We start from the raw sequence: 23,582 nt of genomic DNA, 5'->3' as shown, positions 1-23,582 counted from the left end.
GCTGAAAACGCCGGCTTCCGCCGGCGTTTTTCTTTGGTGCCGCCGTCCCGCTAGACTGGACGCATGTCGCAGTGCCGCGTGCTGGTGATCGGGGGCTACGGCTTCTTCGGGCAGCGGCTCGTGCGCCGGCTCGCACGCCAGCCGGGCTTGCACGTGCTGGTGGCCGGCCGGTCGGCGGAGGCCGCAGCGGGGCTCGTGCAGGCCCTGCAGGGCGCATCGGCGGCCCGGCTGGAACCGCTGGCCCTGGACGCGCAGGAAGCCCGCCTGGAGGCGCAGTTGCGCCGCGTCGCACCCCAGGTCCTGGTGAACGCCACCGGCCCCTTCCAGCGCCACGATGACCGCGTCCCGCAGGCAGCCGTCGCGGCCGGCTGCCATGCCATCGACCTGGCGGACGGCCGTGCCTACGTGGCGGGCATCACGGCCCTGCACGGGGCCGCGCAGGCGGCGGGCGTGTGCGTCGCGAGCGGCGCCAGCTCGGTGCCCGCGTTGTCCTCCGCCGCGGCCGACCACCTGGCGCGCGGTCTGCAGGCCGTGCACGCGATCGACATCGGCATCAGCCCCGGCAACCGCACGGACCGGGGCCTCTCCACGGTCAAGGCGATCCTGAGCTATTGCGGGCAGCCGCTGCCCGCGGGAGCCGCCGGCGTCACGGGGTGGTCCGGCAGCCGGCGCCATCGCTACCCGGCACCCGTCGGCGAGCGGCTGCTGTCGCCCTGCGACGTGCCCGACCTCGCCGTGCTGCCGGCGCGCTACGCCGGCACGCCGAGCGTCGCCTTCGGTGCCGGCCTGGAACTCGGCTTCCTGCACCGGGGCATGAACTTCCTCGCCTGGTGCGCGCGGCGCGGCCTCGTGCGCGACTGGAGCCGTCATGCGCGGCTGCTGAAGCGCGCGTCGGACGTCTTCCGGCACTGGGGCAGCGATGCCGGCGCCATGCACGTGCGCGTGCGTGGGCTGGCCGCGGACGGGACCCCGGTGGAGCGCACGTGGCAGCTCGTGGCCACGCACGGCGACGGGCCGTACGTGCCGACGCTCGCAGCAGCGGCGCTGGTGCGCAAGCTGGCCGCCGGCACGCCCTTGCCCGCGGGCGCGCAGCCCTGCGTGGGGCTGCTGTCCCTGCAGGAGATCCTGCGGGAAGCCGAGGGCCTCCACATCGCGACGGAGACTTCGGCATGACGGAGCGCTCGCTGTACCAGCGCGTGCTCGGCGCCGAGTTCGCCCTGCTCGCACCGTCCTTGCGCCGCTTCCATTCGCTGTCCGGGCAGCACGTGCTGCACGGCTGGGTGGAGACGCAGCCGCCGGCTTCGGCCGCGGCCCGCCTGCTCGCGTGGTGCCTGGCGGCGCGCCGCAGCGGGCCCACAGCGGCCCCTTGCGCTTCGAGCTCGCCGCGGCCCCCGCGGCCGAGACCTGGACGCGCCACTTCCCCGGCCGGACGATGCGCTCGCGGCTGAGCGGCGACGCCTGCGTGGTCGAGGACCTCGGCCCGGCGCGCCTCACCTTCGCGCTCGTGCGCAGCGAGGCGAGCCTGCGCATGCGCCTCGTGCGGCTGCAGTTCCTGCGCCTGCCCTGCCCTCGCTGGCTCCTGCCGCGGGTGCTGGCGGAAGAACGCGGCGAGCCGGGCGTGCTGCACTTCCACGTGGAAGCGACGGTGCCGCTGCTGGGGCGCGTCGCGGGCTACCGCGGCTGGCTGCAGCTGCCCTCGCTGGAGGATCCGACGTGATCGTGGTGTTCGATGCCCAGTGCCTGCTGTGCAGCGGCTGGGTGCGCTTCCTGCTGAAGCACGACAGGCGCGGCGTGTTCCGCTTCGCCTCCATCCAGGGGCCGACCGGCCGCGCGCTGCTGCACGAGGCGGGCCTGCCGGTGGACAACCTGCAGACGCTGCTGCTCGTCGACGGCGCGCGCAGCTGGCAGCAGACGGCTGCCATCCTGCGCGTGCTGCACGGCCTGGGCTGGCCGTGGCGCGCCGCGTGGCTGGGGTGGCTGGTGCCGGCGCCCTTGCGCGATGCGGCATACCGGCTGGTCGCGCGCAACCGTTACCGGCTGTTCGGGCGCAGCGAGACGTGCCTGGTGCCCCCGGCGCAATGCGAGCGGCGGTTCCTGGACTGAGGCCGCCCGGTGGGGTTCGCCGCTTCGCTCGCTCACCCCACCCTGCAACCCCTCAGCCGGCCTTCTTCAGCGCCGCATCGCGGATCGCGCTCAGCGTCCCGCGCGTGGTGATCACTTCCGGATCCAGCATCACCTCGATCACCGTGCCCTGCCTGCGCTGCAGCGCCGCGACCAGGGCCGGCTCGAACTCCTCCGTGCGCGTGATGCGCGTGCCTTCGTAGCCGTAGGCCTTGGCGAGCGCGACGAAGTCGGGGTTGGCCAGTTGCGTGCCCGCGCCCTCGACGTGCGTCGGGTACTCGCGCTCCTGGTGCATGCGGATCGTGCCGTACATGCCGTTGTTCAGCAGCACGATGATGGACTTGCCGCCGAACTGCGAGGCCGTCGCGAGTTCCTGGCCGGTCATGAGGAAGTCGCCGTCGCCGGCCATCGTGAGCGCCACGCGGCCGGACACCAGGTTCGCCGCGATGCCCGCCGGCACGCCGTAGCCCATCGCCCCGGAGGTCGGCGCGAGCTGCGTCTTGTGGCCCTTGGCGAGGCCGTGGTGGCGGAAGAAGCGGTGCGTCCAGGACGCGAAGTTGCCGGCCCCGTTGGTGATGAGCGCATCGGCCGGCAGGTGCTTCTGCAGCGTCGCCACGATCGCGGGCATGTCGATGGCACCCGGCAGCTGCTGCGGCTGCAGGTTGGCTTCGTAGTCGGCGTGCGCCGCCTCGGTCCAGGCCGCCCAAGGCACTTCGGGGGGCGCGGTGAGGACTTCCAGCGAACGCGCCGCCGCGTTCATCGTGGCGTTGATCGCGAGGTCCGCCTGGTACACGCGGTTCAGCTCCTCGGCGCTCGCGTGGATGTGCACGAGCTTCTGCGCCGCCTTCGGGGGCGTGAGCAAGGTGTAGCCGCCCGTGGTCATCTCGCCGAGGCGCGGGCCGATGGCGATGACGAGGTCGCTCTCGCGCACGCGCGCCGCCAGTTTCGGGTTGATGCCGATGCCCACGTCGCCCGCGTACTGCGGATGGTGGTTGTCGAAGGTGTCCTGGAAGCGGAAGGCATTGCCCACCGGCAGCTTCCAGTTCTCGGCGAAGCGCTGCAGGGCCTGCGCGGACTGCGGCGTCCAGCCACCGCCGCCGGCGATCACGAACGGCTTCTTCGCGGCCAGCAGCATCTCGCGCAGGGTGCGCAGCGCGCCGGGGTCGCTCCAGGCTTCCACCGCCTCCACGCGCGCCGTCGGACGGGCCGCGGTGGATTTCACGAGCATGTCCTCGGGCAGCACCAGCACCACGGGGCCCGGACGGCCGTTCATGGCGGTGGCGAAGGCACGCGCGACGTACTCGGGGATGCGGTCCGGGTCGTCGATGCGCTCCACGCGCTTGGCCATGCCCTTGGTGCTGGGCCCGAAGAAGTTGGCGTACTCGACTTCCTGGAAGGCCTCGCGGTCGCGCTGGTCGCTCGCCACGTCGCCGACGAACAGGACCATGGGCGTGGAGTCCTGGAACGCCGTGTGCACGCCGATCGAGGCGTTGGTGGCGCCGGGCCCGCGCGTCACGAAGCAGATGCCCGGGCGCCCCGTCATCTTGCCGTGCGCCTCGGCCATGAAGGCGGCGCCGCCCTCCTGCCGGTTGATCACGAAGCGGATCTGCTCGCGGTACTTGTGGAAGCCGTCCAGCACGGCGAGGTAACTCTCGCCGGGCACGCCGAAGGCCGTGGTGACGCCCTGGGCGACCAGGCACTCGACGATGAGGTGGCCGGCGAGCTGCTTCTCTTGCGACATAGGCTTGACTCGATTAACTGTTTGGTGAATTATGGGACCATGGCCCGAGACCCCAGCCCCGCCGGCGAAGAACGCGTGCGCGACGCCGACCGCTCGCAGAACACCATCCTAGCAGCGGCGCGCGACGAATTCGCCGAGTACGGCCTCGGGGGCGCGCGCGTGGACCGCATCGCGGAACGCGCGGGGCTGAACAAGCGCCTCATCTACTACTACTTCGAGGACAAGGAGAAGCTGTTCCAGGCGGTGCTGGAGCAGGTGTACCGCGACATCCGCGACGAGGAACGCAAGCTGCGTCTCACCGAGCTGGAGCCCGCCACCGCGGTGAAGCGCCTCATCGAGTTCACCTGGGACTACTACCGCGAGCATCCCGAGTTCATCACGCTGCTGAACAGCGCCAACCTGCACAAGGCGCGGCACCTCTCGGAATCGAAGCGCGCCCGCGAGCTCAACTCGCCGGTGATCGAGACGCTGGCCGCGGTGCTGGAGCGCGGGCGCAAGGAAGGCGTCTTCCGCGGCGGCGTCGACCCCGTGCAGCTGTACGTGTCGATCGCCGGCCTCGCCTACTTCTACCTCTCCAACAGCCACACCCTGCAGGCCATCTTCGGCCGGGACCTGCTCGCGCCCAAGGCGCGGGCCGAGCGCCTGTCGCACATGACGGACGTGATCCTCGGCTACCTGCTGAACGCCTGACCGGAGAAACCCGGGGCTTGCCAGCGGCAAGGTCTTCCCTATAATTCACCAACTAGTGAATTAACCACCGCAAAGGAGACAAGCCTTGCAAGCCACCCGCCGCACCCTCGCCCTCACCCTGGCCGCGCTCGCCATCGCCGCGCCGCTGGGCGCCTTCGCCCAGTCCGGCTACCCGAACAAGCCGATCCGGGTGATCGTGCCCTTCGCCGCGGGCAGCACCACGGACATCATCGCCCGCGCCATCAGCGACAAGATGGCGCAGAGCCTGGGCCAGCCGGTGGTCGTGGAGAACAAGGGCGGCGCCAGCGGCACCATCGGCCAGGCGCAGGTCGCCGCCGCCGCGCCGGACGGCTACACGATCATGATCCACTCGTCGTCGCACACGGTCAGCCCGCACACCTTCGCGAAGCTGCCGTTCGACACGCTGGCGGACTTCACGCCGATCACGCCGATCTCCTCCACGCCCAACGTGCTGGTGATCGCGCCCGCCAAGAACATCAAGACCCTGGGCGAACTGCTCAGCGCCGCGCGCGCCAACCCCGGCAAGATGAACTTCGCCTCCGCCGGCCAGGGCAGCGCCACGCACCTGAACGCCGAGAAGTTCAAGCTGGCCGCGAAGATCGATGCGGTCAACGTGCCGTTCAAGGGCTCCGCCGAGGCGGTCACCGAGGTGATGTCCGGCCGGGTGGACTACTACTTCTCCCCGATCGCCCCCGTGATCGGCCAGATCCGCAATGGCCAGCTGGTGCCGCTGGCGGTCGGCTCGCCCAAGCGCGCCGCGGCCCTGCCCCAGGTGCCGACGACGGCCGAGGCCGGCGTGCCGGGTTCGGAATTCAACTTCTGGATCGGCATGTTCGCCCCGGCGAAGACGCCCTCGGCCATCGTCGAGCGCCTCCAGGACGAAGTCGTCAAGGCGCTGGCCACGCCCGAGGTCAAGGAGCGCTTCGCCGCGCTCGGCGCCGATGCCTGGACGCTGGAGCCGAAGGAATTCGACGCGTACATCCGCGAAGAGATCAAGAGCAACGCCGCGCTCGTGAAGGCCGCCGGCCTCGAAGTGCACAAGTAATCGCAAGCCAAGGAGCGAACATGCCCACCCAACGTCTCGGAATCATCATGCACGGCGTCACCGGACGCATGGGCATGAACCAGCACCTGATCCGCTCCATCGTGGCGATCCGCAACCAGGGCGGCGTGACGCTGTCCAACGGCGACAAGGTCATGCCCGACCCGATCCTGATCGGCCGCAACGCCGAGAAGATCGAGGCGCTGGCGAAGGCCCACGGCATCGCGCGCTGGGGCACCGACCTCGACGCCGCGCTGGCGAACCCCGAGGACACCGTGTTCTTCGACGCGGGCACGACGCAGATGCGCCCGCAGCTGCTGGCCAAGGCGCTGCGCGCGAAGAAGCACGTCTACTGCGAGAAGCCGATCGCCACCACGCTGGGCGAGGCGGTGGAGATCGCCAAGATCGCGCAGAAGTCCGGCCTCAAGCACGGCGCCGTGCAGGACAAGCTGTTCCTGCCGGGCCTGCGCAAGCTGGACATGCTCCGCCGCGCCGGCTTCTTCGGCCGCATGCTGTCGCTGCGCCTGGAATTCGGCTACTGGGTGTTCGAGGGCGACCTGCAGCCGATCCAGCGCCCGAGCTGGAACTACCGCGCCGAGGACGGCGGCGGCATGATCCTGGACATGATGTGCCACTGGCGCTACGTGCTGGACAACCTGTTCGGCGAAGTCCAGTCCATCACCTGCCTGGGCGCGACGCACATCCCCGAGCGCTGGGACGAGAACGGCAACAGGTACAAGGCCACCGCCGACGACGCCGCCTACGCGATCGCCGAACTCAAGGGCTTCGACGGCGAGCCCATCGTGGCGCAGCTGAACATGTCCTGGGCCACCCGCGTGAACCGCGAAGACCTCGTGACCTTCCACGTGGACGGCACGCACGGTTCCGCCGTGGCGACGCTGACCGGGTGCAAGGCGCAGAGCCGCGTCAACACGCCGCGCCCCGTGTGGAACCCGGACGTGAAGCAGACGATGAAGTTCACCGAGCAGTGGCAGGACGTGCCCGACACGCAGGTGTACGACAACGGCTTCAAGATCCAGTGGGAAGCCTTCATCCGCCACGTGGTGGAGAACGCCCCGTACAAGTGGACGCTGCCGGAAGGCGCGAAGGGCGTGCAGCTGGTGGAAGCCGCGCTGCAAAGCTGGAAGGAACGCCGCTTCGTCGACGTGCCCTCCCTCGACCTCTGAGGACGCGCGCCATGGCCCTGACGATCCAGCTGCCCACCCCCGCAGGCAAACTCGAAGACTACGCGCTGCGCGGCACGGCGCCGGTGAAGCCGGCGGCGGGCGTGAAGTTCAACCGCATCGCCTATTCCGCCGCGCACGTGGTGGCGGACCCGCTCGCCGCGGTGGACCCGTGGCTGCAGGCCGCCGTCGACTGGGACGCGACCATCGCGTACCGGCAGCGCCTGTGGTCGCTGGGGCTGGGCGTCGCCGAAGCGATGGACACGGCGCAGCGCGGCATGGGCCTGGACTGGCCGACCTCGCTGGAGCTGATCCGCCGCTCGCTGGACGCGGCCCGTGACGTGCCCGGCGCGATCATCGCGTCCGGCTGCGGCACCGACCATCTCGCGCCCGAGAACGCGAAGAGCGTGGACGACGTCATCCGCGCCTACGAGGAGCAGATGGCCGCCATCGAGAAGCTCGGGGGCAAGCTGATCGTCATGGCCAGCCGCGCGCTGGCACGCGTGGCGACCTCGCCGGCGGACTACGAAAAGGTCTACGGCCGCATCCTGTCGCAGGCCAGGCAGCCCGTCGTGCTGCACTGGCTGGGCGACATGTTCGATCCGGCGCTGGCCGGCTACTGGGGCACGAAGGACGTCGACGCCGCGATGGACACGGCGCTGGGCATCATCGCCGCGCACGCGTCCAAGGTGGACGGCATCAAGATCTCCCTCCTGGACAAGGACAAGGAGATAGCCATGCGCCGCCGCCTGCCCGCGGGCGTGCGCATGTACACGGGCGACGACTTCAACTACGCCGAGCTGATCGCGGGCGACGCCCACGGCTCTTCGCCGAACCAGGGCAGGAGCGACGCGCTGCTCGGGATCTTCGACGCGATCGCGCCCGCCGCGAGCGCCGCGCTGGGCGAACTGGCGCAGGGCAACATCGACAAGTTCCACGCGATCCTGGGCCCCACGGTGCCGCTCTCGCGCCACATCTTCCAGGCGCCCACCCGCTTCTACAAGACGGGCGTGGTGTTCATGGCCTGGCTCAATGGCCACCAGAAGCACTTCACGATGGTGGGCGGCCAGCAGAGCACGCGCAGCCTGCCGCACTTCGCGGAGCTGTTCCGGCTCGCCGATGCGGCCAACCTGCTCGAGCAGCCGGAGCTCGCGGTGAAGCGCATGAAGACGCTGCTCGCGCTGCACGGAGTGGCGTGAACATGCGCGACTTCTCGCAGGACCACCGCTGGCTGTCGATCAACACGGCGACGGTGCGCAAGAGCAAGGGCGCGGACCTGCCGCTGCCCGACATCATCGAAGCGTGCGTGAAGCGCGGCATCCGCGCGATCTCGCCCTGGCGCGACCAGGTGCAGGCCGCGGGCCTGGCGAACGTCTCGAAGCTCGTGCGCACGCACGGCCTCGAGCTGTCCGGCTACTGCCGCGGCGGCATGTTCCCCGCGGCCGACGCTGCGGGCCTGAAGGCCGCACGCGACGACAACCGCCGCGCCGTGGACGAAGCCGCGGAGCTGCGCGCTCCCTGCCTCGTGCTGGTGGTGGGCGGCCTGCCCGGCGCGCTGCAAGGCAAGGCGGCGCACAAGGACATCGCCCTCGCCCGCTCGCAGGTGCGCGACGGCATCGCCGAACTGCTGGACTACGCGAAGCAGGCGCGCATGCCGCTCGCCATCGAGCCGCTGCATCCCATGTACGCGGCGGACCGCGCGTGCGTGAACACGATGGAGCAGGCGCTGGACCTGTGCGACGAGCTCGACCCGAAGCGCACGGGAGCGCTGGGCGTCGCCTGCGACGTGTACCACGTGTGGTGGGACCCCAAGCTGGAGCAGCAGATCGCGCGTGCCGGCAAGGAACGCCTGCTGGCCTTCCACGTCTGCGACTGGCTCACGCCGACCGCGGACCTGCTGAACGACCGCGGCATGATGGGCGACGGCGTCATCGACATCCCGCGCATCCGCGGCTGGGTGGAGGCGCAGGGCTTCGCCGGCTACAGCGAGGTGGAGATCTTCTCGACCGGCAACTGGTGGCAGCGCTCCCACGAGGAGACGCTGGACACCTGCATCGCGCGGCACAAGACGGTCGTCTGACCGTCATCCCCGCGAAGGCGGGGATGACGCAGTGGCTTACGCCACCGGCTGCAGGCCCGGACGCTTCTCCGCCGGCTTCGCCCCCGTCGTGCCCGCCTCGATCTCTCCCGACAGCTGCCCGCCCTCCTCGATCACGACCTTGCCGTAGCGCACCTTGCCGGTGACCTTGCCGGTCGAATAGATCACGAGCTTCTGGCGCACGGTGAGGTTGCCGTCGAACAGGCCGCGGATCTCCGCGACGTCGATCTCGGCGGAGCCCTTGAAGGCGCCGCGCTCGGAGATCTGGATCACGCGCGAATCCATCGTCGCTTCGACGGAGCCTTCCACCACCAGCGTGTCGCAGTCGGTGATCTCCACGCCCTTCAGCTTGATGTTCGGTCCGACGGTCAGCTTGCTCTCGCCCTCCTTGGCGGGCGTGGCGACAGGCGCGGCCTGCTGCGGCGCGGCGGCGGCCGGCGCCTGGCCCGCGGCGGCGGCAGCGTTGGGGCTCATCCCGGGACGGGGATAGGCCTCTTCACGCTTGTTGTTGCTGTTGAAGAAGGGGGACTGCAAGGCCATGGAGTGCTTTCCTCTGAGAGAGTGACAACGAAGAGCTGCCGATGGTAGGGAGCGCGCGCATTACATGTTCACGCCATGGCGCAAGAAGGGTAACGAATGGCGTTGCAGCGCGCCGACGTTGGCCCAAGGTCCCATGGGGAGCGGCCAAAGATTGCTTGCATGTCGCAGGTCATCGCTTCACGATGACAGCAGAAGGAAGGGGACCGACATGAAGTACGGCTGGAGGACATGGATCGCCGCGGCAGCCCTGCTGGCGGCTTCCGCCGCGGGCGCGGTCGACACGCGCGACGACGAGAGCTTCGAGGAGAGCGCCGCCAACCTGCTGGTCGTGCTGCGCGAAAGCCCCGGCGCCAACAAGCTGGAGGAAGGCCTCACGCCCTTCGGCAAGATCAGCGCACGCGCGGCCGACGGCCGCGAGTTCGAGTTCGAGGCGAGCTGGTTCCAGTACCTCGGCGACATGCACCTGCGCCTCGTGTTCGACGGCAAGCGCCGCGTGCAGAGCGCGATGCCCGACGACCTGCAGCGCCTGCGCCTGTCGCCGGAGGCGGCGCTCGAGCGCGCCGTCGACAACCTGCGGCGCCGCTACGGCACGCCGGTGGCCGAGCCGTGGACCGGCGGCGTCATGCAGGTGCACGGCAACGCCCCCGAGCTCGATAGCAGCTACTTCCTCGACCGCGGTTTCTGGCTGGCCCAGCTGCGCGACTCGCCCGCGGGCATCGTGGCCGCCGTGCCGGACCGCGGTGGCCTCGTGTTCGCGCGCGCCGACGACGAATCCGCCATCGCCACGCTGCGCTTCAGCGCCGCGGCGCTCTTCGCCAGCAGCGACGCCACGCGCATCTCCTCGGGGCTGTACCTGTTCAAGGACGGGCGCTGGTCCGTGTACCAGCCGCCGCAGAAAGTGGCCTCGGACTAGGGCATCACCGCGAGGCGGCCCGCCACGCGGAAGCCGCCGGCTTCCAGCGGCGTCAGCACCACCATCTCCGCCGTGCCGGGCGACACGCCCGTGAGCGCGAACGTGGTGGACCCGTGCGTCACCATGAAGACGTTGCCCCCCGCCGGCGACCGCACCAGCCGCTGCAGCGCGGCGACCTGCGGGGCTTCTTCCTGCCGCCGGCCGAACAGGTTGCCCAGCGCCGGTTCCGGCCGGCCCTCGCGGCCGAACGCGAGCCGCGCGGTCTCGCGGCAGCGGCACCAGGGGCTGGTGAGCAGTTCGCCCACGGGGACTTGCCGCGCGCGCAAGGCTTCGCCGAGGCGGCGCGCTTCGCGGCGGCCCGCCTCGCTCAGGTTGCGCTGCGTGCTGCAGTCCTCCACGCGGAAGCCCGGCGGGTCGCCGACGCCGGGCTCCGTCACGGCATGCCGCACCAAGACCACCTGCCCGCCCCCGCGCAGCAAGGCCCAAAGCGCCGCGTCGTCGGCGCGCGCGGGCAGCACCACGGCGGCCAGGCCCGCCAGCAAGACCAGGATCGCTCTGCGGTTCATGGGGAACACCTCCGCGCACGCATGCTAACGTGCGCCGCATGAAGCGGCGAACACTCCTGCAGGGCGCGGCGCTGGCGCTCGCCGCGCCCGCGGGTGCGCAGCCCGCGCCCCTCACGCGAACCATCCCGGCCACGGGCGAGGCGATCCCGCGCGTGGGGCTGGGCACGTGGATCACCTTCAACGTCGGCAACGACCCGCCCGCCCGCGCGCAGTGCGCCCAGGTGATGCGCGCTTTCTTCGCCGCGGGCGGGCGGCTGGTCGACTCCTCGCCCATGTACGGTTCCTCGCAAGGCGTGGTGGGCGAGGCGCTGCGTTCCCTGGGGGCCCAGGGGCAGGTCTTCTCGGCCGACAAGGTCTGGACCGGCGGGGACGGGGTCGCCCAGGTGGAGGCGTCGCGGCGCCTCTGGCAGCTGCCCCGCTTCGACCTGCTGCAGGTGCACAACCTGCTCGCCTGGGAGAAGCAGCTGCCGCTGCTGCAGGCGATGAAAGACCGCGGGCAGCTGCGTTACGTGGGCATCACGACGTCCGAAGGGCGGCGCCACCGCGAGTTCGAGCAGGTGATGCGCGGCCACAAGCTGGACTTCGTGCAGTTCACGTACAACGTCGTGGACCGCGAGGCGGAGCAGCGCCTGTTGCCGCTCGCCGCCGAGCGCGGCATCGCGGTGCTGGCGAACCGGCCCTTCCAGGAAGGCGAGCTGCTGCGCCGGCTGCAGCGGCATCCGCTGCCGCCCTGGGCGGCGGAGATCGGCTGCGCGAGCTGGGCGCAGTTCGCGCTGAAGTTCATCGTGAGCCACCCGGCCGTGACCTGCGCGATTCCCGCCACGCGCCGCGTCGACCACGTCCGCGAGAACCTCGCGGCCGCGAGCGGCCCCATGCCCGACGAGGCGATGCGCCGGCGCATGGCCGCCCACGTGGCGGGCCTGTGATGCCCGAGTGGGGCACCTACGGGCTGTCGGACTTCCTGATGTTCTCGCCGCAGGCGTACTGGCGCCTCGTGGCGCGCGCGAACGCGGCGTGGTGGCCCGCGCAGTTGCTGGGCGTGGCGGCCTCGCTCGCCCTGCCCTGGATGGTGCTGCGCGGCCGCGGGCGCGCCGCGCTGGTGATCCTTGCCGCCGCCTGGGCCTGGGTGGCCTGGAGCTTCCTCGCGCGCTGGTATGCCGAGATCTTCATCGCGGCGCCCTCGCTGGCGATCGCGGCGGGAGCGCAGGCACTGCTGCTCCTCGCCGCAAGTCTCGCGGTTCGCGGTTCGTCGCCGTCCTCCCGGGTCGGCATCCCGCTGCTGGCGATCGCGCAGCTCTACCCGCTGCTCGCGCCGCTGGCAGGCCATGCCCCGGGCGAAGCGGAAACCTTCGGCTTCCTGCCGGACCCGACGGCGCTGGCGACGGTGGGCGTGCTGCTGTCCCTGCGCGCCTTGCCGCGCGGCTGGCGCGCGGTGCTGGCGCTCGTCCCGGTGCTCGCGCTGCTGCTCGGGGCCGCGACGCGCTGGCTGGTCGGCTGACTCAGAAGCCGACGCTGTAGCGATACCCGCGGAAGCGCAGCACCGCCGTGCGCGGCCGGATCTGCTCCAGCACCACGCCCGGCGCGAGCTCCGCGCCTTCGTTCACGACCTGCCCCGCCACGATCAGCATGCGCTGCGCGGCGTTGTCGGAGTGCACGCCGCCGCTGATGGCGAGCTTGGGCAACTGGCCCTGCACGTCGGGCGGCAGTTCGGCCACGTTGTAGATGCGCTCCGCGGTGGCAGCGCTTGCCGCGGGGGCCGGCGGGGACGCAGCAGCGACGGGCGCCTTGGCGGCCACCGGCGCAGCGGCCGGCACCTTCAACGCGATGGGCCCCGGCGCCGGGCGCGCGGGCTCCGGAAGGGCGGGCGGAGGCGGCGGCATGACGGCGGCAGCAGCGACGGGGACCACGGCAGCCGGCGACGGTCGCACCGCGGCCACGGCCGGAACCAGGGGCGGTTCGGGCGACGCGGGCCGCAGCCAGGCCACGACCCCCGCCGCGGCGAGCACGAGGAACCCGCCCGCGGGCCAGGCCCAGCCCGGCACGCGTGCACGCGAGAGCACCGGCGCGCCGGCCGCGGGCTGCGCGTGGATGCCGCGGGCCGGGTCGCGCTCGCGCTCGGCATCGGCGCGACGCAGGGCATCGAGGATGTAGGACATGCGGTTCTCAGGGCTGGGCGCGCAGGCGCGGTTCTTCGACGCCGGCGGCACGGTTCAATTGCATGTAGGTGAGCGGCCCCGGCCGGCCGTCCGCCGGCAGGCCTTGCGCCACCTGGAACGCGCGCACGTCGTCGCGCAGCTTCGCATCGAGCCGCGCGGGCCGCCTGGGCGCGGGCGTGCCTTGGGCGCTGGCGAGCTGCGCCGCCACCCAGTCGACGGCGGCGCCGCCCTGTCCGTCGCGCGGCGTGTCGCGGTAGCCCTCGGGGGCACGCCACAAGGTGGCGAAGTCGCCCTGCCAGCGCTGCGCGAGCGCGGCCAGCGTGACCGTCTGCTCGGTGCCCGCGGCCTGCAAGGTGGCGGACTGCTCGTTCAGCCCCACGAGCAGCGCGTACGAGGGCCGGCCGGTGTCCGCGTCGAGCGTGACGATGCCCGGCCGCCCCAGCTGCCGGATGACGGCAAGGCTCAGGTTCTTCTCGAAGCAGTGGACCTGCTCGCGCGCGAAGGCGCTGCACGGGTTGCCCGTGCCTTCCGGGAGCGCGACTTTCCAGGCCCCGGCCAGTTCGCGCCACGCCGCGTTCTCGTCATGGTGCAAGGTCGGGGGACGCGCCGGCGCGGTCGCGGCGACGCGCAAGGGCGCGGCCGGCGGCATCGCGGCGGCGGGCGTCGCGGACAGCCGCGGGGTGACGGTGAGCGACAGGTGCGACAGCGACGGCGGCTCCGTGACGCGCGTAACGGCGGCGAGCAGGCCCGCGCCGACGGCGAGGCCCGCGCCGGCGGCCAGCACGGTGCGCGGCCAGCCGCCCTGGCGTGCACGCGGCACCTTGGGGAAGACTTCGGCGGCCGCCTCCCGGACGATGCCGCGCGTCACCTGCCCTTCGCCGTTGGCATAGGCGCCCAGGAGCGCGCGGTCGCACAGCAGGTTGATCCGCCGCGGCACGCCGCCCGAAGCCGCGTGGACGAGCTTGAGCGCGCCGCGGTCGAACGGCAGCGGCCGCTGCAGGCCGCAGACTTCCAGCCGGTGGCGCACGTACTGCTCGCTCTCTTCGCGCGACAGCGCCTGCAGGTGGTAGCGCGCGATCACCCGCTGCGCCAGCTGCTCCAGCTCCGGGCGCGCGAGCATCTCGCGCAACTCGGGCTGCCCGATCAGGATCACCTGCAGCAGCTTGCGCTCGCTGGTCTCCAGGTTGGTCAGCAGCCGCAGCTGCTCCAGCACCTCGGGCGCGAGGTTCTGCGCCTCGTCGATCACGAGCACGTTGTTGCGACCCTCGGCGTGCGCGCGCAGCAGGAAGGCGTTGAGCGGGTCGATGAAGTCCTTCACCGTCGCGGCGCGCTGCGCGGGCAGCGACACCGGTACCCCGAACTCGTGGCAGACCGTCTCCAGCAGTTCCAGGACGGTGAGCTTGGGGTTGAAGATGTAGGCGAGGTTGACGTGCTCCGGCACCTGCTCCAGGAAGGAGCGGCACACGGTGGTCTTGCCGGTGCCGATCTCGCCCGTGAGCAGCACGAAGCCGCCGCCCCCCTGCACCCCGTACAGCAGGTGCGCCAGCGCTTCGCGGTGCTGTTCGCTCATGAACAGCAGGCGCGGGTCCGGCGCGATCGAGAACGGCTCCTGCTTCAGCCCGAAATACGCGGCGTACATGGGACGAAGGATAGCGCGCGGATGTAACCGCGCGCCTCGGGTCCGGCCCTCAGGTGGCGGGGGCCAGCGCCGTGCGCCGGACCCGGCGCACGTTGAAGGCGCTGGCGATCAGGAGCGTCTGCATCAGGACCAGCCCCAGCCACACGCCCTGCCAGTTGTGGCGGTCCATCATGGCGCCGAACACCAGCGGCGCGGCGGCCTGGCCGATGTCCAGCCCGGAATAGACCACGCCGTACACGCGGCCGCTGGCATTCTCCGGCGTGGAACGTTTCACGAGCATGTCGCGCGACGGCGCCGCCAGGCCCGCGGCGAAGCCCATGGCGCCGAACAGCACGGGGACCAGCACGCCCGGAACGGGCGCGAAGCCCACCGCCAGCGCGATCGCGGCCGCCACCGCGAAGCCGGCGCCGAACACGCGTTCGCAGCGGGCCGGGTCGGTCGCGAGGAAGCCGCCCGCCACCATGCCCCCGGCGCTGCACACCATGTACACCGTGAGGCAGGCGGCGGCCATCGCCACCGGCACCTGGTGCAGCTGGCGCGCCGCTTCCGGCGCGAAGGCCTGCACCACGCTCAGCACCACGGCGTAGACGAAGAAGAAGGCGAAGCACATCCACACGGCGGGGATGCGCAGGAAGCCGAAGGTGTCGTCGCCTGCGGACGCTTGCGCGGCGGGACGCGCCGTCGGTGCCAGGTCCAGCGTCGCGCGCTGGAACCAGAGCACGACCAGCACCACCAGCGCGACGCAGCCAGCCACGGCCAGCGCCACGCGCCAGTGGAAGGCGATCGCCAGAGGAACGACCAGCGCCGGCGCGGCCGCCCAGCCCAGGCTGCCCGTGAGGCCGTGCACGCTGTACGCGTGGCCCAGGCGCGGCGCGCTCACCTTGCGGTTCAGCAAGGTGTAGTCGACGGGGTGGAACACCCCGTTGCCCAGGCCGGCCACGATCGTGAAGAAGGCCATGGACCAGTAGTTCGGGCTCGCCGCGAAACCGAACGCCGCGGCGGCCACCAGCGCCAGGCCCGCGAACAGCACAGGCCGCGGGCCGAAGCGGTCGACGAGGAAGCCGGAGGTCGTCTGCACCGCGCACGAGACGACGAAGAAGATCGTCATCAGGAAGCCGAGCTCGATGTAGCTCGCGTGCAGGGCGTCCTTGAGCCAGGGGAACAGCGGGGGCAGCAGCAGCTGGCTGAAGTGGCTCACGAGGTGGGCAAGGCCCACGAGGCCGATCACGCCGGCGTCGCGGCGCAGGGGGACGGGCCCGTTCAGGGCGGTGGCGGAACGCATGGGCGGATCGTACGGGCCCGGCGGCGTTTCCGGAATGCGACGGAAAGACAGGATTCGGCGAAAATCGGCCAATGCCACGCAGCCGCCTTTCCGTCGTTCCCAACGCCGACGCCGTGCGCTTCCGGCCCACGCGCAGCCGGCCGGTGCGCGTGCGCTCGCGCGCCCTCGCCGCCGACGCGCACTTCGAGCCGCACCGCCACGCGTGGGCGCAGGTGGCGTACTGCGCGAGCGGCATCCTGCAGGTGGGGGCCGCCGACCCGGGCAGCGCCAGCGGCGAGGTGACCTACATCGTGCCGCCTTCGCGCGCGGTCTGGATCGCGCCCGACGCGCTGCACTCCGTGCACGTGCTGCAGGCCGCGCAGTTCCGCACCCTGTACGTCGACGCGTCGGTCGCTCCTGCCGGCTGGAACGGCTGCCGGGTGCTGGTGGTGTCGCCGCTGCTGCGCGAGCTGGTGCAGGCGCTGGACGAACCGCAACTCGCCCGCCCGCGCGAGACGCTGCTCACCGCGCTGCTGCTCGACGAACTGCAGGCCGCGGACACGCACGGCCTCGGCGTGCCGCTGCCGCCCGCCGAGACCGGCGACAAGCGCCTGCGCGCCCTGTGCGAAGCCGTGCTGCGCGCCCCCGCGGAACGCGCGACGCTGGCGCAGTGGGCTGCCGACGTGGGCGCGAGCGAGCGCACGATGGCGCGCCTCTTCCGCGAGCAGCTGGGCACGAGCTACCAGCAGTGGCGGCAGCAGGCGGTGCTGGCGCACGCGCTGCCGCTGCTCGCGCGCGGCGTGTCCGTGTCGCAGGTGGCGTTCGCGAGCGGCTACGCCAGCGAGAGCGCCTTCACCGCGATGTTCAAGGCGGCGATGGGCCAGCCGCCCAGCCGCTTCCAGCCGCGGAACGGCCCTACACTGGCCGCGTGAGCACGATTCGCAGCGCCGGCCTGCTGATGTTCCGCCGGGCCGCGCGCGGCACCGAAGTGCTGCTCGCGCATCCCGGCGGCCCCTTCTGGTCGCGCCGTGACGAGGCGGCGTGGACGCTGCCCAAGGGCGAGATCGGGCCCGGCGAGGACGCGCTCGCCGCGGCGCAGCGCGAATTCCTGGAGGAGACCGGCTTCGCCAGCGGCCCGCCCTTCGTGCCGCTCGGCGAGCTGCGGCAGAAGAGCGGCAAGCGCATCATGGCCTGGGCCTTCGAGGGCGACGCCGATCCCGCGCGGCTCGTGAGCAACCCTTTCGAGATGGAGTGGCCGCCGCGCTCGGGTCGCCTGCAATCCTTTCCCGAAGTGGACCGCGTCGCGTGGTTCGGGCTGGAGGAGGCCCGGCGCAAGCTCATCGCCGGGCAGGCGCCCTTCATCGACAGCCTGGAGCAGTGGCTGCAGGGCGGCGCGCTGCCGCCCTGAGGTCAGCCGCCTTCGCCCTGCGTGGCCTGCGTGTCCTGCTGCTGGCGGTGCGGCGCGGGCGCCCGGCTCGTGTGCTCGCCCACCCAGTCGATGATGCGCTGCGCCGCGTCCTCGCGCACCGAGGGCCTGCCTTCCCCCAGGAAGGTGTGGTTTTCGTCGGGGTAGATCACCAGTTCCGCCGGCGTGTCGCCCGCGCGCATCAGGCTCACGAACAGCTCCTCGGACTGGCACTTGGGGCAGCGCTCGTCCTCCGCGCCCTGGAGGAAGAGCGTGGGGGTGGTCGCCTTCTCCACGTGCGCCATCGGCGACAGCTCCTTCGCCAACTTGCGGTCGAAGCGTTCCTCCGTGCCCATGTAGTAGGGGTCGGCGTAGTAGCCGCCGTCGGAGGTGCCGTAGTGCGTCTCGATGTTGCCCACCGGCGCCATGACCACGGCGGCACGGAAGGTCTCGCTCTTCCCGATCGCCCACGCGCTCAGGTAGCCGCCATAGGACTTGCCGGCGACGGCGATGCGCTCGTCGCACACGCCTTCGTCGCGCAGCTGCTTCAAGGCCGCGAGGTGCTGCGGCAGGTCGTACTCGCCCCAGTGGCCCATGAGGCGGTCGCAGAACTCGCGCCCGTAGCTCGCCGAGCCCACCGCGTTGAGCGCGAGCACGGCCCAGCCCTGCGAGCACAGCACCTGCCAGTAGACGTTGGTGTCGAAATCGAGCAGCGCATAGGCGGCCGGGCCGCCATGCACGTCGTTGAGCAGCGGCAGCGGGCCGCTCGCGCCTTCGCGGCGCAGCAGCCAGCCTTCGATCTTCTCGCGGCCGCCGCGGCCGTCCGGCACGTCGAACTCCCAGGTTTCCACGAGGATGGGCGTGCGCTCCTTCCACCAGGGGTTGAAGTCGCTCAGCTGCCGCTCGCCCTGCCCCGGCGTGCAGGCGTGCACCTCGCTCGGTTGCGAAGGATGGTCGACCGCGTAGACGAGGACGTCGCCGGCAGGCGCGAACGCGCCGAGTTGCCGGTTGCCTTCCACCAGCACGTCGAGCTTGCCGGTATCGACGGCGATGCGCACCACCTGGTGGCGGCCCCGCACCTGGCGCACGAACACGAGGCCGCGCGCGTCCCCCGTCCAGTGCACGGACGCGGGGTCGGCGACCTGCAGGTCCGCGTCGCCGAGGCGGCGGACCTTGCCCGTGGCCTCTTCCAGCAGGTACAGGCTGGTCTGTGCATCGCCCTCGGCGCGCGTGGCGGAGAACGCGATCCAGCGGCCGTTGGGCGACCAGAGCGGGCTCATCACGGTCGCGAATTCGTGCGTGCGCTGGCGCGGCTGGCGGCCTTCGATGTCGCTGGTCCAGAGGTCGGAGCGGTGCGCGAAGCGGCCTTCGCGCGTGCGCGTGTACGCGAGCTGCCGGCCGTCCGCGGAGATACCGCAGGCGAGCACGTCGAAAGCGCCATCCGTGAGCTGGCGGTGCTCGCCGCTCTGCGCGTCGAGGCGGAACAGGTGGATCTCGCGCGCGAGCATGTAGCCCATGCCGTCGCTCTTGTACGGCAGCTTCCACGCGACCTGCGGCTGCACCTTGCGCTGCTTCGGCTGGCGCCCCGCCGGCCGCTCACCGCGCCAGTCGGGATCGACGGGAACGGCCGCCGACACGATGAGGGCCCGGCCGTCGGGAAGCCAGCGCAGGTCCGAGACCGCGCCGGGCAGCTGGCCGATGGCCACCGCCTCGCCGCCGTCCCTGGGCAGCAGGTGGACGCGGGGCGATCCCCCGCGGCTGGAGATGAACGCGAGGCGATCGCCCTGGGGCGACCACCGCGGGGCCTGGTCCTGGCCCGGGCCGCGGGTCAGCTGGCGCGGGGCGCTGCCGTCGGCGGGGACCGACCAGATGCAGGAGACATAGTCGTCCTGCTCGCGGTCCACGGAACGCAAGGTGCACGCGACCTGCGCGCCATCCGCGCTGGCATCGAGTTCCTTGACGACCTGGTGGAGATAGAGGTCCTGGACGGTGAACGGCTGCGTCATGCGCACCATGTTGCGGCGCGCGCCCGACCCGGCCTGTAGGACCGCGGCGATGCCTGTGCGGCGCACGGCCGCACAGGCGTTCCGTCAGGCTGCGGCGTAGGCCGGCTGCTGCGCCGCTCCGCTGCGGGCGGCGATGAACTCCGAAGGCACGAGCTCCTCGAGGTCCTCCTCGAGCTCGGCCGGCGCCATGGCGGCGTGGTCCCAGGCGGCGCGGATCGCCAGCAGCGCGTCCTCGACGCTCAGGCGCGAGTCGCCCTTGATGCGGATCCAGTTCGCGCAGAGCGACTTCTCGGCGTCTTCGTACCGGCCGCCGTACTGGGCGTAGCCGATATAGCCGGCGCAGTACGCGGCGGCGTAGTCGTCGTAAGACAGGCCCGCCCGGTAGTAGGGCTGGGCCCAGTAGACGCTCTGCCAGTACGCGTCTTCGATGTCCGGACGGATGCGGCCGTCGATGCGGACCTCGGGGTCATCCACTTGTTCTTGCCAGATGTCGTCTTGTGCAATGGCGGTCATGGCCATCTCTCCGTGTTTGTCTGGAAAGGATGATCGCCAAGCCGGCAGCCCGACCGTGTAGGACGCCCGGGCCGCGCTGCTGTCGGAGCGCGTACCCGCCGGGTGCAGGCGCCCCCCTTGGCGCCGCGCGCGACGGCGGCCACTGCCTGAGCTCGCGCGTCGCAGCGAGCTCGGACGCCGCGTGCGCGCGGAACGGCAGCGGCATGTCGCCTGCGGGGCTGGCGCCCGCCCGCGGAGGTCCGATACTCGGCGCCACATCTCGGAGGTCACATGGAAATCAGGGACAAGGTGGTGGTGGTGACGGGCGCCGCGAGCGGCATCGGCGCGGGCCTGGCGCAACGCTTCGCGCGCGAGGGCGCGCAGGGCGTCGTGGTGGCCGACGTGAACCTGGAGCGTGCGCAGGGCGTGGCCGAGGCGATCGGTGCGCAGGCGATGGCCGTGCGCTGCGACGTGAGCCGCGAGACCGAGATCCAGGCCCTGGTGGCGAAGGCGCGCGAGCGCTTCGGCCGCATCGACGCCTACATCTCCAACGCCGGCATCCTCGGACAGATGGGCGGCATGGAGCTGGAGGACGCCCTCTGGGACAGCATGTGGAAGATCCACGGCATGGCCCACGTGTGGGCCGCGCGCGCGGTCGTGCCGGAGATGGTGGCGCGCGGCGAAGGCTACTTCCTCGTCACCGCTTCCGCCGCCGGACTCCTGAACATCGTCGAGACGGCGCCGTATGGCGTGACGAAGCACGCGGCGGTCGCCATCGCGGAGTGGCTGCGCATCGCCTACGGACGCAAGGGCGTGCGCGTCTCCTGCCTGTGCCCCCAGTCCGTGCAGACGGACATGACGCGCGACGGCACCGGCTCGGCCGGCATCAACGGCGTGCTCACGCCCGAGCAGGTGGCGGAAGTCGTCGTGCAGACGATGCGCGAGGAGCGCTTCCTCGCCCTGCCCCACCCGGAGGTGCAGCAGTACTTCCTCGCCAAGGCGCAGGACTACGACCGCTGGCTGGGCGGCATGCAGAAGCTCTACGCCCACCACATGGGCACGAAGACCTAGCGGCCGAAGAGGCCGACGAGGCCGATCACGATCAGGTAGATCGCGATGATGTAGTTCAGCAGCCTGGGCATGATCAGGATCAGGATGCCGGCGACGAGGGCCGTGACGGGTCCGATGTGCTGCAGGTAGGGCATGGTCGCTCCCGGGATGCGAGAGGCCGAGTATGCGATCGCGCGGTGCGGCGCGGGGGCCGTCCACTGCATTTGACCGAACGCAAAACCATGGCGCCGGCGGGTTTCCAGAATGGATCCATGGCCAAGAAGTTTCCGATCCATCCGGCCCACCCCGAGCGCACCTGCTGGGGTTGCGACCGCTATTGCGCGGCGGACCAGATGATCTGCGGCAACGGCACCGAGCGCACCCAGCATCCCATCGAGACTTTCGGGGAAGGGTGGGAGCGCGAAGGCCTGGACCCCCTGCGTCCCGCCGACCCGGCCGTCACGACGCCGTGATGTGGCGCGCCTTGATCACGGCACCGTAGCGGCGGCTGTCCTCGCGCATCAGGGCGTCGAACTGCGCCGGCGTGAGCGGTGAAGGATCGGCCGCGAGCGCCGAGATCTGGGCCCTCACCGCCGGCTGCGCCAGCGCGGCATTCACCTCGCGATTGAGCCGCTCGATGATCGCGGCCGGTACGCCCTCGGGTGCGTAGAGGCCGTGCGTCGTGCCCGCGTCGAATCCCTTCAGCCCCGCCTCGTCGAGCGTCGGCACGTCGGGATACAAGGGCGAGCGCTGCGGCGCCGCGATGGCCAGCATCTTCAGCTTGCCCGCCTTCACGTGCTGCAGCGCGATGCCCGGGTCGAAATAGAAGTCGATGGCGCCGCCCAGCAGGTCCTGCAGCGCCAGCGACGCGCCCCGGTAAGGCACGTGCACCGCGAACACGCCGGCCTGGCTCTTGAGCATCTCGCCCGCGAGGTGCAGGCCGGTGGCATTGCCGGCCGACCCGTACGTGAGCTTGCCCGGGTTCTTCTTCAGGTAGGCGAGGAACTCGCGCACGTTCTTCACCGGCAGGTCGCCGCGCGTGACGAGGAACAGGTTCAGGCGCGCGAGCGCGGCCACCGGCGCGAGGTCCTTCGCCGGGTCGAACGGCATCTTCGCGAAGACATGCGGGTTCGTCGTGATCGTGCTGCCCGCCGTCATCAGCAGCGTGTAGCCGTCCGCCGGCGACTTGGCCACGACTTCCGCGCCGATGATGCCGCTCGCGCCCGCCCGGTTGTCGATGACCACCGGCTGGCCGAGCGCCTGCTGCAGCGGCTGCGAGACGGCGCGCACCAGCGCGTCGGGCGAGCTGCCCGCGGGGAAGTTGCACACGATCCTGATCGGGCGCGACGGCCAGGTGTCGCCCTGCGCGTGCAAGCCGCTCCAGGCGAAGGTGGTGGCGGCGGCGGCGCCGGCCTGCGCGAGGAAACGCCGGCGTGCGGGAAGGGAGCGGGGATCCATGTTCTCTCTCCTGTGCTCAGGCCGCGACGGGCAGCCCGGTGAAGTTCTCGGAAAACTCCAGCCGCCCGGGGACGGTGGTCGTCATGTACTCGAGGTCGGCGCGCTGCAGTCTGCGCACGAAGGGGTTCTCGCCGGGGAACTGGTGCACCATCGTGCAGAGGCCGGCGGAGAAGCGCTGCACCAGCCACATGCGCTTGAGGCAGATGTCCGAATAGCGCTCCAGCCATTCGCCCTTGCCGTGCCGGTAGTGCTCGGTGAGCGCGCGTCCCAGCACCTTCACGTCCGCCAGCGCGGAGTTGAGGCCCTTCGCGCCCGTGGGCGGGACGATGTGGGCGGCGTCGCCGGCGAGGAACAGGCGGCCGTGCTGCATGGGCTCCGAGAGGAAGCTGCGCATGGCGGTGACGCCCTTCTGCGTGATGCGGCCTTCGTTGACCGGCGGCAGCCCGGGCACGTCGAGGCGCTTGTGCAGTTCGGACCAGATGCGGTCGTCGGACCAGGCGTCCGGGGTCTCGTCGGGCTCGCACTGGAGGTACAGGCGCGTGACGCTCGGCGAGCGGATGCTCATCATCGCGAAGCCGTCCTCGTGGCAGCCCCAGGTGATGTCCTCGATGGCCGGTTTCGCCTCGGCCAGGATGCCCAGCCAGCCGAAGGGATAGATGCGGTCGTACACCTTCAGCTTGTCCGCGGGAATGGCGGACCGGCTCACGCCGCGGAAGCCGTCGCAGCCGGCGACGTAGTCGCACTCGAGCCGGACGGACTCGCCGCGGTGCTCGAAGTGGATCACGGGCCGCTTGCCTTCGAGTCCCTCGATGCGCGTGACGGGCGCCTCGTAGAGCACCGGCTGCCCGCTGCGCTCGCGGGCGGCCATCAGGTCGGTGACGACTTCGTGCTGCGGATACACCCAGGTGTTGCGGCCGCACTCGCGCTCGAAGTCGATCGGGTGCGACTCGCCGTGGAAGCGGAAGTCGATCGCGCGCTGCTTCAGGCCGACGGTGGAGACCCGTTCGCCGACACCGAACTCGCGCATCATTTCCACCGTGCCCTGCTCCAGCACGCCGGCGCGCAGGCGCGCGCGCACGTGCTCCTGGCTGGAGCGCTCGAGCACGACGGATTCGATGCCCTGCAGGTGCAGGATCTGCGCCAGCATCAGGCCCGAAGGGCCGGCGCCGATGATGCCGACCTGCGTGCGCAGGGCGGAA

The 23,582-nt window shown here is 71.5% G+C and carries 26 protein-coding genes; 15 read left to right on the top strand and 11 right to left on the bottom strand.

The window, feature by feature from the left end; all coding sequences use genetic code 11:
• The first annotated feature begins 63 nt into the window (after positions 1-63).
• The 3 genes from H8N03_RS23465 to H8N03_RS23455 all read left to right on the top strand — a co-directional run bounded on the left by H8N03_RS23465 (position 64) and on the right by H8N03_RS23455 (position 2,103).
• Positions 64-1,173, top strand: a complete 1,110-nt coding sequence (locus tag H8N03_RS23465; protein WP_187078660.1) for a saccharopine dehydrogenase family protein — start codon at positions 64-66, stop codon at positions 1,171-1,173.
• 193 nt (positions 1,174-1,366) lie between these two features.
• Positions 1,367-1,717 (top strand): DUF4166 domain-containing protein, encoded by a 351-nt coding sequence (locus tag H8N03_RS26710; protein WP_435531685.1) that lies wholly within the window; start codon positions 1,367-1,369, stop codon positions 1,715-1,717.
• A complete protein-coding gene (locus H8N03_RS23455; protein WP_187078659.1) occupies positions 1,714-2,103 on the top strand; it encodes a thiol-disulfide oxidoreductase DCC family protein in 390 nt (129 codons plus the stop codon). Before H8N03_RS26710 ends, H8N03_RS23455 begins: the two co-directional genes overlap by 4 nt.
• 52 nt (positions 2,104-2,155) lie before the next feature.
• Here H8N03_RS23455 and H8N03_RS23450 read toward each other — a convergent pair whose 3' ends face one another.
• Positions 2,156-3,862 (bottom strand): thiamine pyrophosphate-binding protein, encoded by a 1,707-nt coding sequence (locus H8N03_RS23450; RefSeq protein ID WP_187078658.1) that lies wholly within the window; start codon positions 3,860-3,862, stop codon positions 2,156-2,158.
• A gap of 39 nt (positions 3,863-3,901) precedes the next feature.
• Here H8N03_RS23450 and H8N03_RS23445 point away from each other — a divergent pair, with 39 nt between their 5' ends.
• From H8N03_RS23445 to H8N03_RS23425, 5 genes are all read left to right on the top strand, one after another.
• A complete protein-coding gene (locus H8N03_RS23445; RefSeq protein WP_187078657.1) occupies positions 3,902-4,552 on the top strand; it encodes a TetR/AcrR family transcriptional regulator in 651 nt (216 codons plus the stop codon).
• An 85-nt stretch (positions 4,553-4,637) separates the two neighbouring features.
• A complete protein-coding gene (locus tag H8N03_RS23440; RefSeq protein WP_187078656.1) occupies positions 4,638-5,618 on the top strand; it encodes a tripartite tricarboxylate transporter substrate binding protein in 981 nt (326 codons plus the stop codon).
• A gap of 20 nt (positions 5,619-5,638) precedes the next feature.
• Complete coding sequence (locus H8N03_RS23435) at positions 5,639-6,802, top strand: Gfo/Idh/MocA family protein (protein WP_187078655.1); 1,164 nt, start codon at positions 5,639-5,641, stop codon at positions 6,800-6,802.
• An 11-nt stretch (positions 6,803-6,813) separates the two neighbouring features.
• Positions 6,814-7,998 (top strand): dihydrodipicolinate synthase family protein, encoded by a 1,185-nt coding sequence (locus H8N03_RS23430; protein WP_187078654.1) that lies wholly within the window; start codon positions 6,814-6,816, stop codon positions 7,996-7,998.
• 2 nt (positions 7,999-8,000) lie between these two features.
• On the top strand, positions 8,001-8,879 hold the full coding sequence (locus H8N03_RS23425; RefSeq protein WP_187078653.1) for a sugar phosphate isomerase/epimerase family protein: 879 nt from the start codon (positions 8,001-8,003) through the stop codon (positions 8,877-8,879).
• 36 nt (positions 8,880-8,915) lie between these two features.
• Here H8N03_RS23425 and H8N03_RS23420 read toward each other — a convergent pair whose 3' ends face one another.
• Positions 8,916-9,437 carry a bactofilin family protein gene (locus tag H8N03_RS23420; protein WP_187078652.1) on the bottom strand — a complete coding sequence of 174 codons (522 nt, stop codon included), beginning with the start codon at positions 9,435-9,437 and terminating at the stop codon, positions 8,916-8,918.
• Positions 9,438-9,645: 208 nt separating this feature from the next.
• On the opposite strand from H8N03_RS23420, the gene H8N03_RS23415 reads away from it, so the two are divergent.
• A complete protein-coding gene (locus H8N03_RS23415) occupies positions 9,646-10,350 on the top strand; it encodes a hypothetical protein (protein ID WP_187078651.1) in 705 nt (234 codons plus the stop codon).
• On the opposite strand, the gene H8N03_RS23410 is transcribed toward H8N03_RS23415, so the two are convergent.
• Positions 10,347-10,916 carry a histidine phosphatase family protein gene (locus H8N03_RS23410; protein ID WP_187078650.1) on the bottom strand — a complete coding sequence of 190 codons (570 nt, stop codon included), beginning with the start codon at positions 10,914-10,916 and terminating at the stop codon, positions 10,347-10,349. The genes H8N03_RS23415 and H8N03_RS23410 overlap by 4 nt on opposite strands.
• Before the next feature lie 38 nt (positions 10,917-10,954).
• Here H8N03_RS23410 and H8N03_RS23405 point away from each other — a divergent pair, with 38 nt between their 5' ends.
• A complete protein-coding gene (locus tag H8N03_RS23405; RefSeq protein WP_187078649.1) occupies positions 10,955-11,842 on the top strand; it encodes an aldo/keto reductase in 888 nt (295 codons plus the stop codon).
• On the top strand, positions 11,842-12,414 hold the full coding sequence (locus H8N03_RS23400) for a DUF6064 family protein (protein WP_187078648.1): 573 nt from the start codon (positions 11,842-11,844) through the stop codon (positions 12,412-12,414). Before H8N03_RS23405 ends, H8N03_RS23400 begins: the two co-directional genes overlap by 1 nt.
• A gap of 1 nt (position 12,415) precedes the next feature.
• Here H8N03_RS23400 and H8N03_RS23395 read toward each other — a convergent pair whose 3' ends face one another.
• From H8N03_RS23395 to H8N03_RS23385, 3 genes are read right to left on the bottom strand one after another with little or no spacing between them, the layout of a single operon-like run.
• The gene (locus H8N03_RS23395; protein ID WP_187078647.1) at positions 12,416-13,072 is read right to left on the bottom strand and encodes a general secretion pathway protein GspB; all 657 of its coding nucleotides are present in this window, start codon (positions 13,070-13,072) and stop codon (positions 12,416-12,418) included.
• Positions 13,073-13,079: 7 nt separating this feature from the next.
• The gene (locus H8N03_RS23390) at positions 13,080-14,711 is read right to left on the bottom strand and encodes an ExeA family protein (protein WP_187078646.1); all 1,632 of its coding nucleotides are present in this window, start codon (positions 14,709-14,711) and stop codon (positions 13,080-13,082) included.
• A gap of 49 nt (positions 14,712-14,760) precedes the next feature.
• Complete coding sequence (locus tag H8N03_RS23385) at positions 14,761-15,993, bottom strand: MFS transporter (protein WP_187078645.1); 1,233 nt, start codon at positions 15,991-15,993, stop codon at positions 14,761-14,763.
• Between the two features lie 71 nt (positions 15,994-16,064).
• Here H8N03_RS23385 and H8N03_RS26075 point away from each other — a divergent pair, with 71 nt between their 5' ends.
• Positions 16,065-16,904: an AraC family transcriptional regulator gene (locus H8N03_RS26075; protein ID WP_222623126.1), complete on the top strand. Its 840-nt coding sequence runs from the start codon at positions 16,065-16,067 to the stop codon at positions 16,902-16,904.
• Entirely contained in the window at positions 16,901-17,380 is a 480-nt protein-coding gene (locus H8N03_RS26070) for an NUDIX hydrolase (protein ID WP_354005170.1), read from the top strand. The genes H8N03_RS26075 and H8N03_RS26070 overlap by 4 nt, the downstream gene beginning before the upstream one ends.
• A gap of 2 nt (positions 17,381-17,382) precedes the next feature.
• Here H8N03_RS26070 and H8N03_RS23375 read toward each other — a convergent pair whose 3' ends face one another.
• Entirely contained in the window at positions 17,383-19,383 is a 2,001-nt protein-coding gene (locus H8N03_RS23375) for a S9 family peptidase (protein WP_187078644.1), read from the bottom strand.
• Positions 19,384-19,467: 84 nt separating this feature from the next.
• A complete protein-coding gene (locus H8N03_RS23370; RefSeq protein WP_187078643.1) occupies positions 19,468-19,896 on the bottom strand; it encodes a hypothetical protein in 429 nt (142 codons plus the stop codon).
• A gap of 270 nt (positions 19,897-20,166) precedes the next feature.
• Here H8N03_RS23370 and H8N03_RS23365 point away from each other — a divergent pair, with 270 nt between their 5' ends.
• The gene (locus H8N03_RS23365) at positions 20,167-20,946 is read left to right on the top strand and encodes an SDR family oxidoreductase (RefSeq protein ID WP_187078642.1); all 780 of its coding nucleotides are present in this window, start codon (positions 20,167-20,169) and stop codon (positions 20,944-20,946) included.
• Here the strand turns inward: H8N03_RS23365 and H8N03_RS23360 are convergent.
• Positions 20,943-21,080: a DUF3096 domain-containing protein gene (locus tag H8N03_RS23360; RefSeq protein WP_187078641.1), complete on the bottom strand. Its 138-nt coding sequence runs from the start codon at positions 21,078-21,080 to the stop codon at positions 20,943-20,945. The genes H8N03_RS23365 and H8N03_RS23360 overlap by 4 nt on opposite strands.
• Before the next feature lie 117 nt (positions 21,081-21,197).
• Here H8N03_RS23360 and H8N03_RS23355 point away from each other — a divergent pair, with 117 nt between their 5' ends.
• Positions 21,198-21,398, top strand: coding sequence for a DUF3079 domain-containing protein (locus tag H8N03_RS23355; protein WP_187078640.1), 201 nt, complete (start codon positions 21,198-21,200; stop codon positions 21,396-21,398).
• Here H8N03_RS23355 and H8N03_RS23350 read toward each other — a convergent pair.
• Together H8N03_RS23350 and H8N03_RS23345 are read right to left on the bottom strand one after the other, a co-directional pair.
• The gene (locus H8N03_RS23350; protein WP_187078639.1) at positions 21,385-22,383 is read right to left on the bottom strand and encodes a Bug family tripartite tricarboxylate transporter substrate binding protein; all 999 of its coding nucleotides are present in this window, start codon (positions 22,381-22,383) and stop codon (positions 21,385-21,387) included. The two genes, H8N03_RS23355 and H8N03_RS23350, sit on opposite strands and share 14 nt — an antisense overlap.
• A 16-nt stretch (positions 22,384-22,399) precedes the next feature.
• Positions 22,400-23,575 carry a 4-hydroxybenzoate 3-monooxygenase gene (locus H8N03_RS23345; protein ID WP_187078723.1) on the bottom strand — a complete coding sequence of 392 codons (1,176 nt, stop codon included), beginning with the start codon at positions 23,573-23,575 and terminating at the stop codon, positions 22,400-22,402.
• Positions 23,576-23,582: the final 7 nt, after the last annotated feature.

This window comes from Ramlibacter cellulosilyticus, assembly GCF_014297465.1.
Lineage (GTDB): Bacteria > Pseudomonadota > Gammaproteobacteria > Burkholderiales > Burkholderiaceae_C > Ramlibacter > Ramlibacter cellulosilyticus.
This window is presented reverse-complemented; position numbering and strand designations above follow the sequence as displayed.

Coding starts and splice junctions, on each gene's coding strand:
- H8N03_RS23390 (WP_187078646.1), bottom strand. CDS start 14,711: ATGTACGCCGCGTATTTCGGGCTGAAGCAGGAGCCGTTCTCGATCGCG.
- H8N03_RS23375 (WP_187078644.1), bottom strand. CDS start 19,383: ATGACGCAGCCGTTCACCGTCCAGGACCTCTATCTCCACCAGGTCGTC.
- H8N03_RS23450 (WP_187078658.1), bottom strand. CDS start 3,862: ATGTCGCAAGAGAAGCAGCTCGCCGGCCACCTCATCGTCGAGTGCCTG.
- H8N03_RS23355 (WP_187078640.1), top strand. CDS start 21,198: ATGGCCAAGAAGTTTCCGATCCATCCGGCCCACCCCGAGCGCACCTGC.
- H8N03_RS23400 (WP_187078648.1), top strand. CDS start 11,842: ATGCCCGAGTGGGGCACCTACGGGCTGTCGGACTTCCTGATGTTCTCG.
- H8N03_RS23365 (WP_187078642.1), top strand. CDS start 20,167: ATGGAAATCAGGGACAAGGTGGTGGTGGTGACGGGCGCCGCGAGCGGC.
- H8N03_RS26075 (WP_222623126.1), top strand. CDS start 16,065: ATGCCACGCAGCCGCCTTTCCGTCGTTCCCAACGCCGACGCCGTGCGC.
- H8N03_RS23430 (WP_187078654.1), top strand. CDS start 6,814: ATGGCCCTGACGATCCAGCTGCCCACCCCCGCAGGCAAACTCGAAGAC.
- H8N03_RS23405 (WP_187078649.1), top strand. CDS start 10,955: ATGAAGCGGCGAACACTCCTGCAGGGCGCGGCGCTGGCGCTCGCCGCG.
- H8N03_RS23395 (WP_187078647.1), bottom strand. CDS start 13,072: ATGTCCTACATCCTCGATGCCCTGCGTCGCGCCGATGCCGAGCGCGAG.
- H8N03_RS23435 (WP_187078655.1), top strand. CDS start 5,639: ATGCCCACCCAACGTCTCGGAATCATCATGCACGGCGTCACCGGACGC.
- H8N03_RS23370 (WP_187078643.1), bottom strand. CDS start 19,896: ATGACCGCCATTGCACAAGACGACATCTGGCAAGAACAAGTGGATGAC.
- H8N03_RS23360 (WP_187078641.1), bottom strand. CDS start 21,080: ATGCCCTACCTGCAGCACATCGGACCCGTCACGGCCCTCGTCGCCGGC.
- H8N03_RS23445 (WP_187078657.1), top strand. CDS start 3,902: ATGGCCCGAGACCCCAGCCCCGCCGGCGAAGAACGCGTGCGCGACGCC.
- H8N03_RS23415 (WP_187078651.1), top strand. CDS start 9,646: ATGAAGTACGGCTGGAGGACATGGATCGCCGCGGCAGCCCTGCTGGCG.
- H8N03_RS23425 (WP_187078653.1), top strand. CDS start 8,001: ATGCGCGACTTCTCGCAGGACCACCGCTGGCTGTCGATCAACACGGCG.
- H8N03_RS23465 (WP_187078660.1), top strand. CDS start 64: ATGTCGCAGTGCCGCGTGCTGGTGATCGGGGGCTACGGCTTCTTCGGG.
- H8N03_RS23410 (WP_187078650.1), bottom strand. CDS start 10,916: ATGAACCGCAGAGCGATCCTGGTCTTGCTGGCGGGCCTGGCCGCCGTG.
- H8N03_RS23350 (WP_187078639.1), bottom strand. CDS start 22,383: ATGGATCCCCGCTCCCTTCCCGCACGCCGGCGTTTCCTCGCGCAGGCC.
- H8N03_RS23420 (WP_187078652.1), bottom strand. CDS start 9,437: ATGGCCTTGCAGTCCCCCTTCTTCAACAGCAACAACAAGCGTGAAGAG.
- H8N03_RS23385 (WP_187078645.1), bottom strand. CDS start 15,993: ATGCGTTCCGCCACCGCCCTGAACGGGCCCGTCCCCCTGCGCCGCGAC.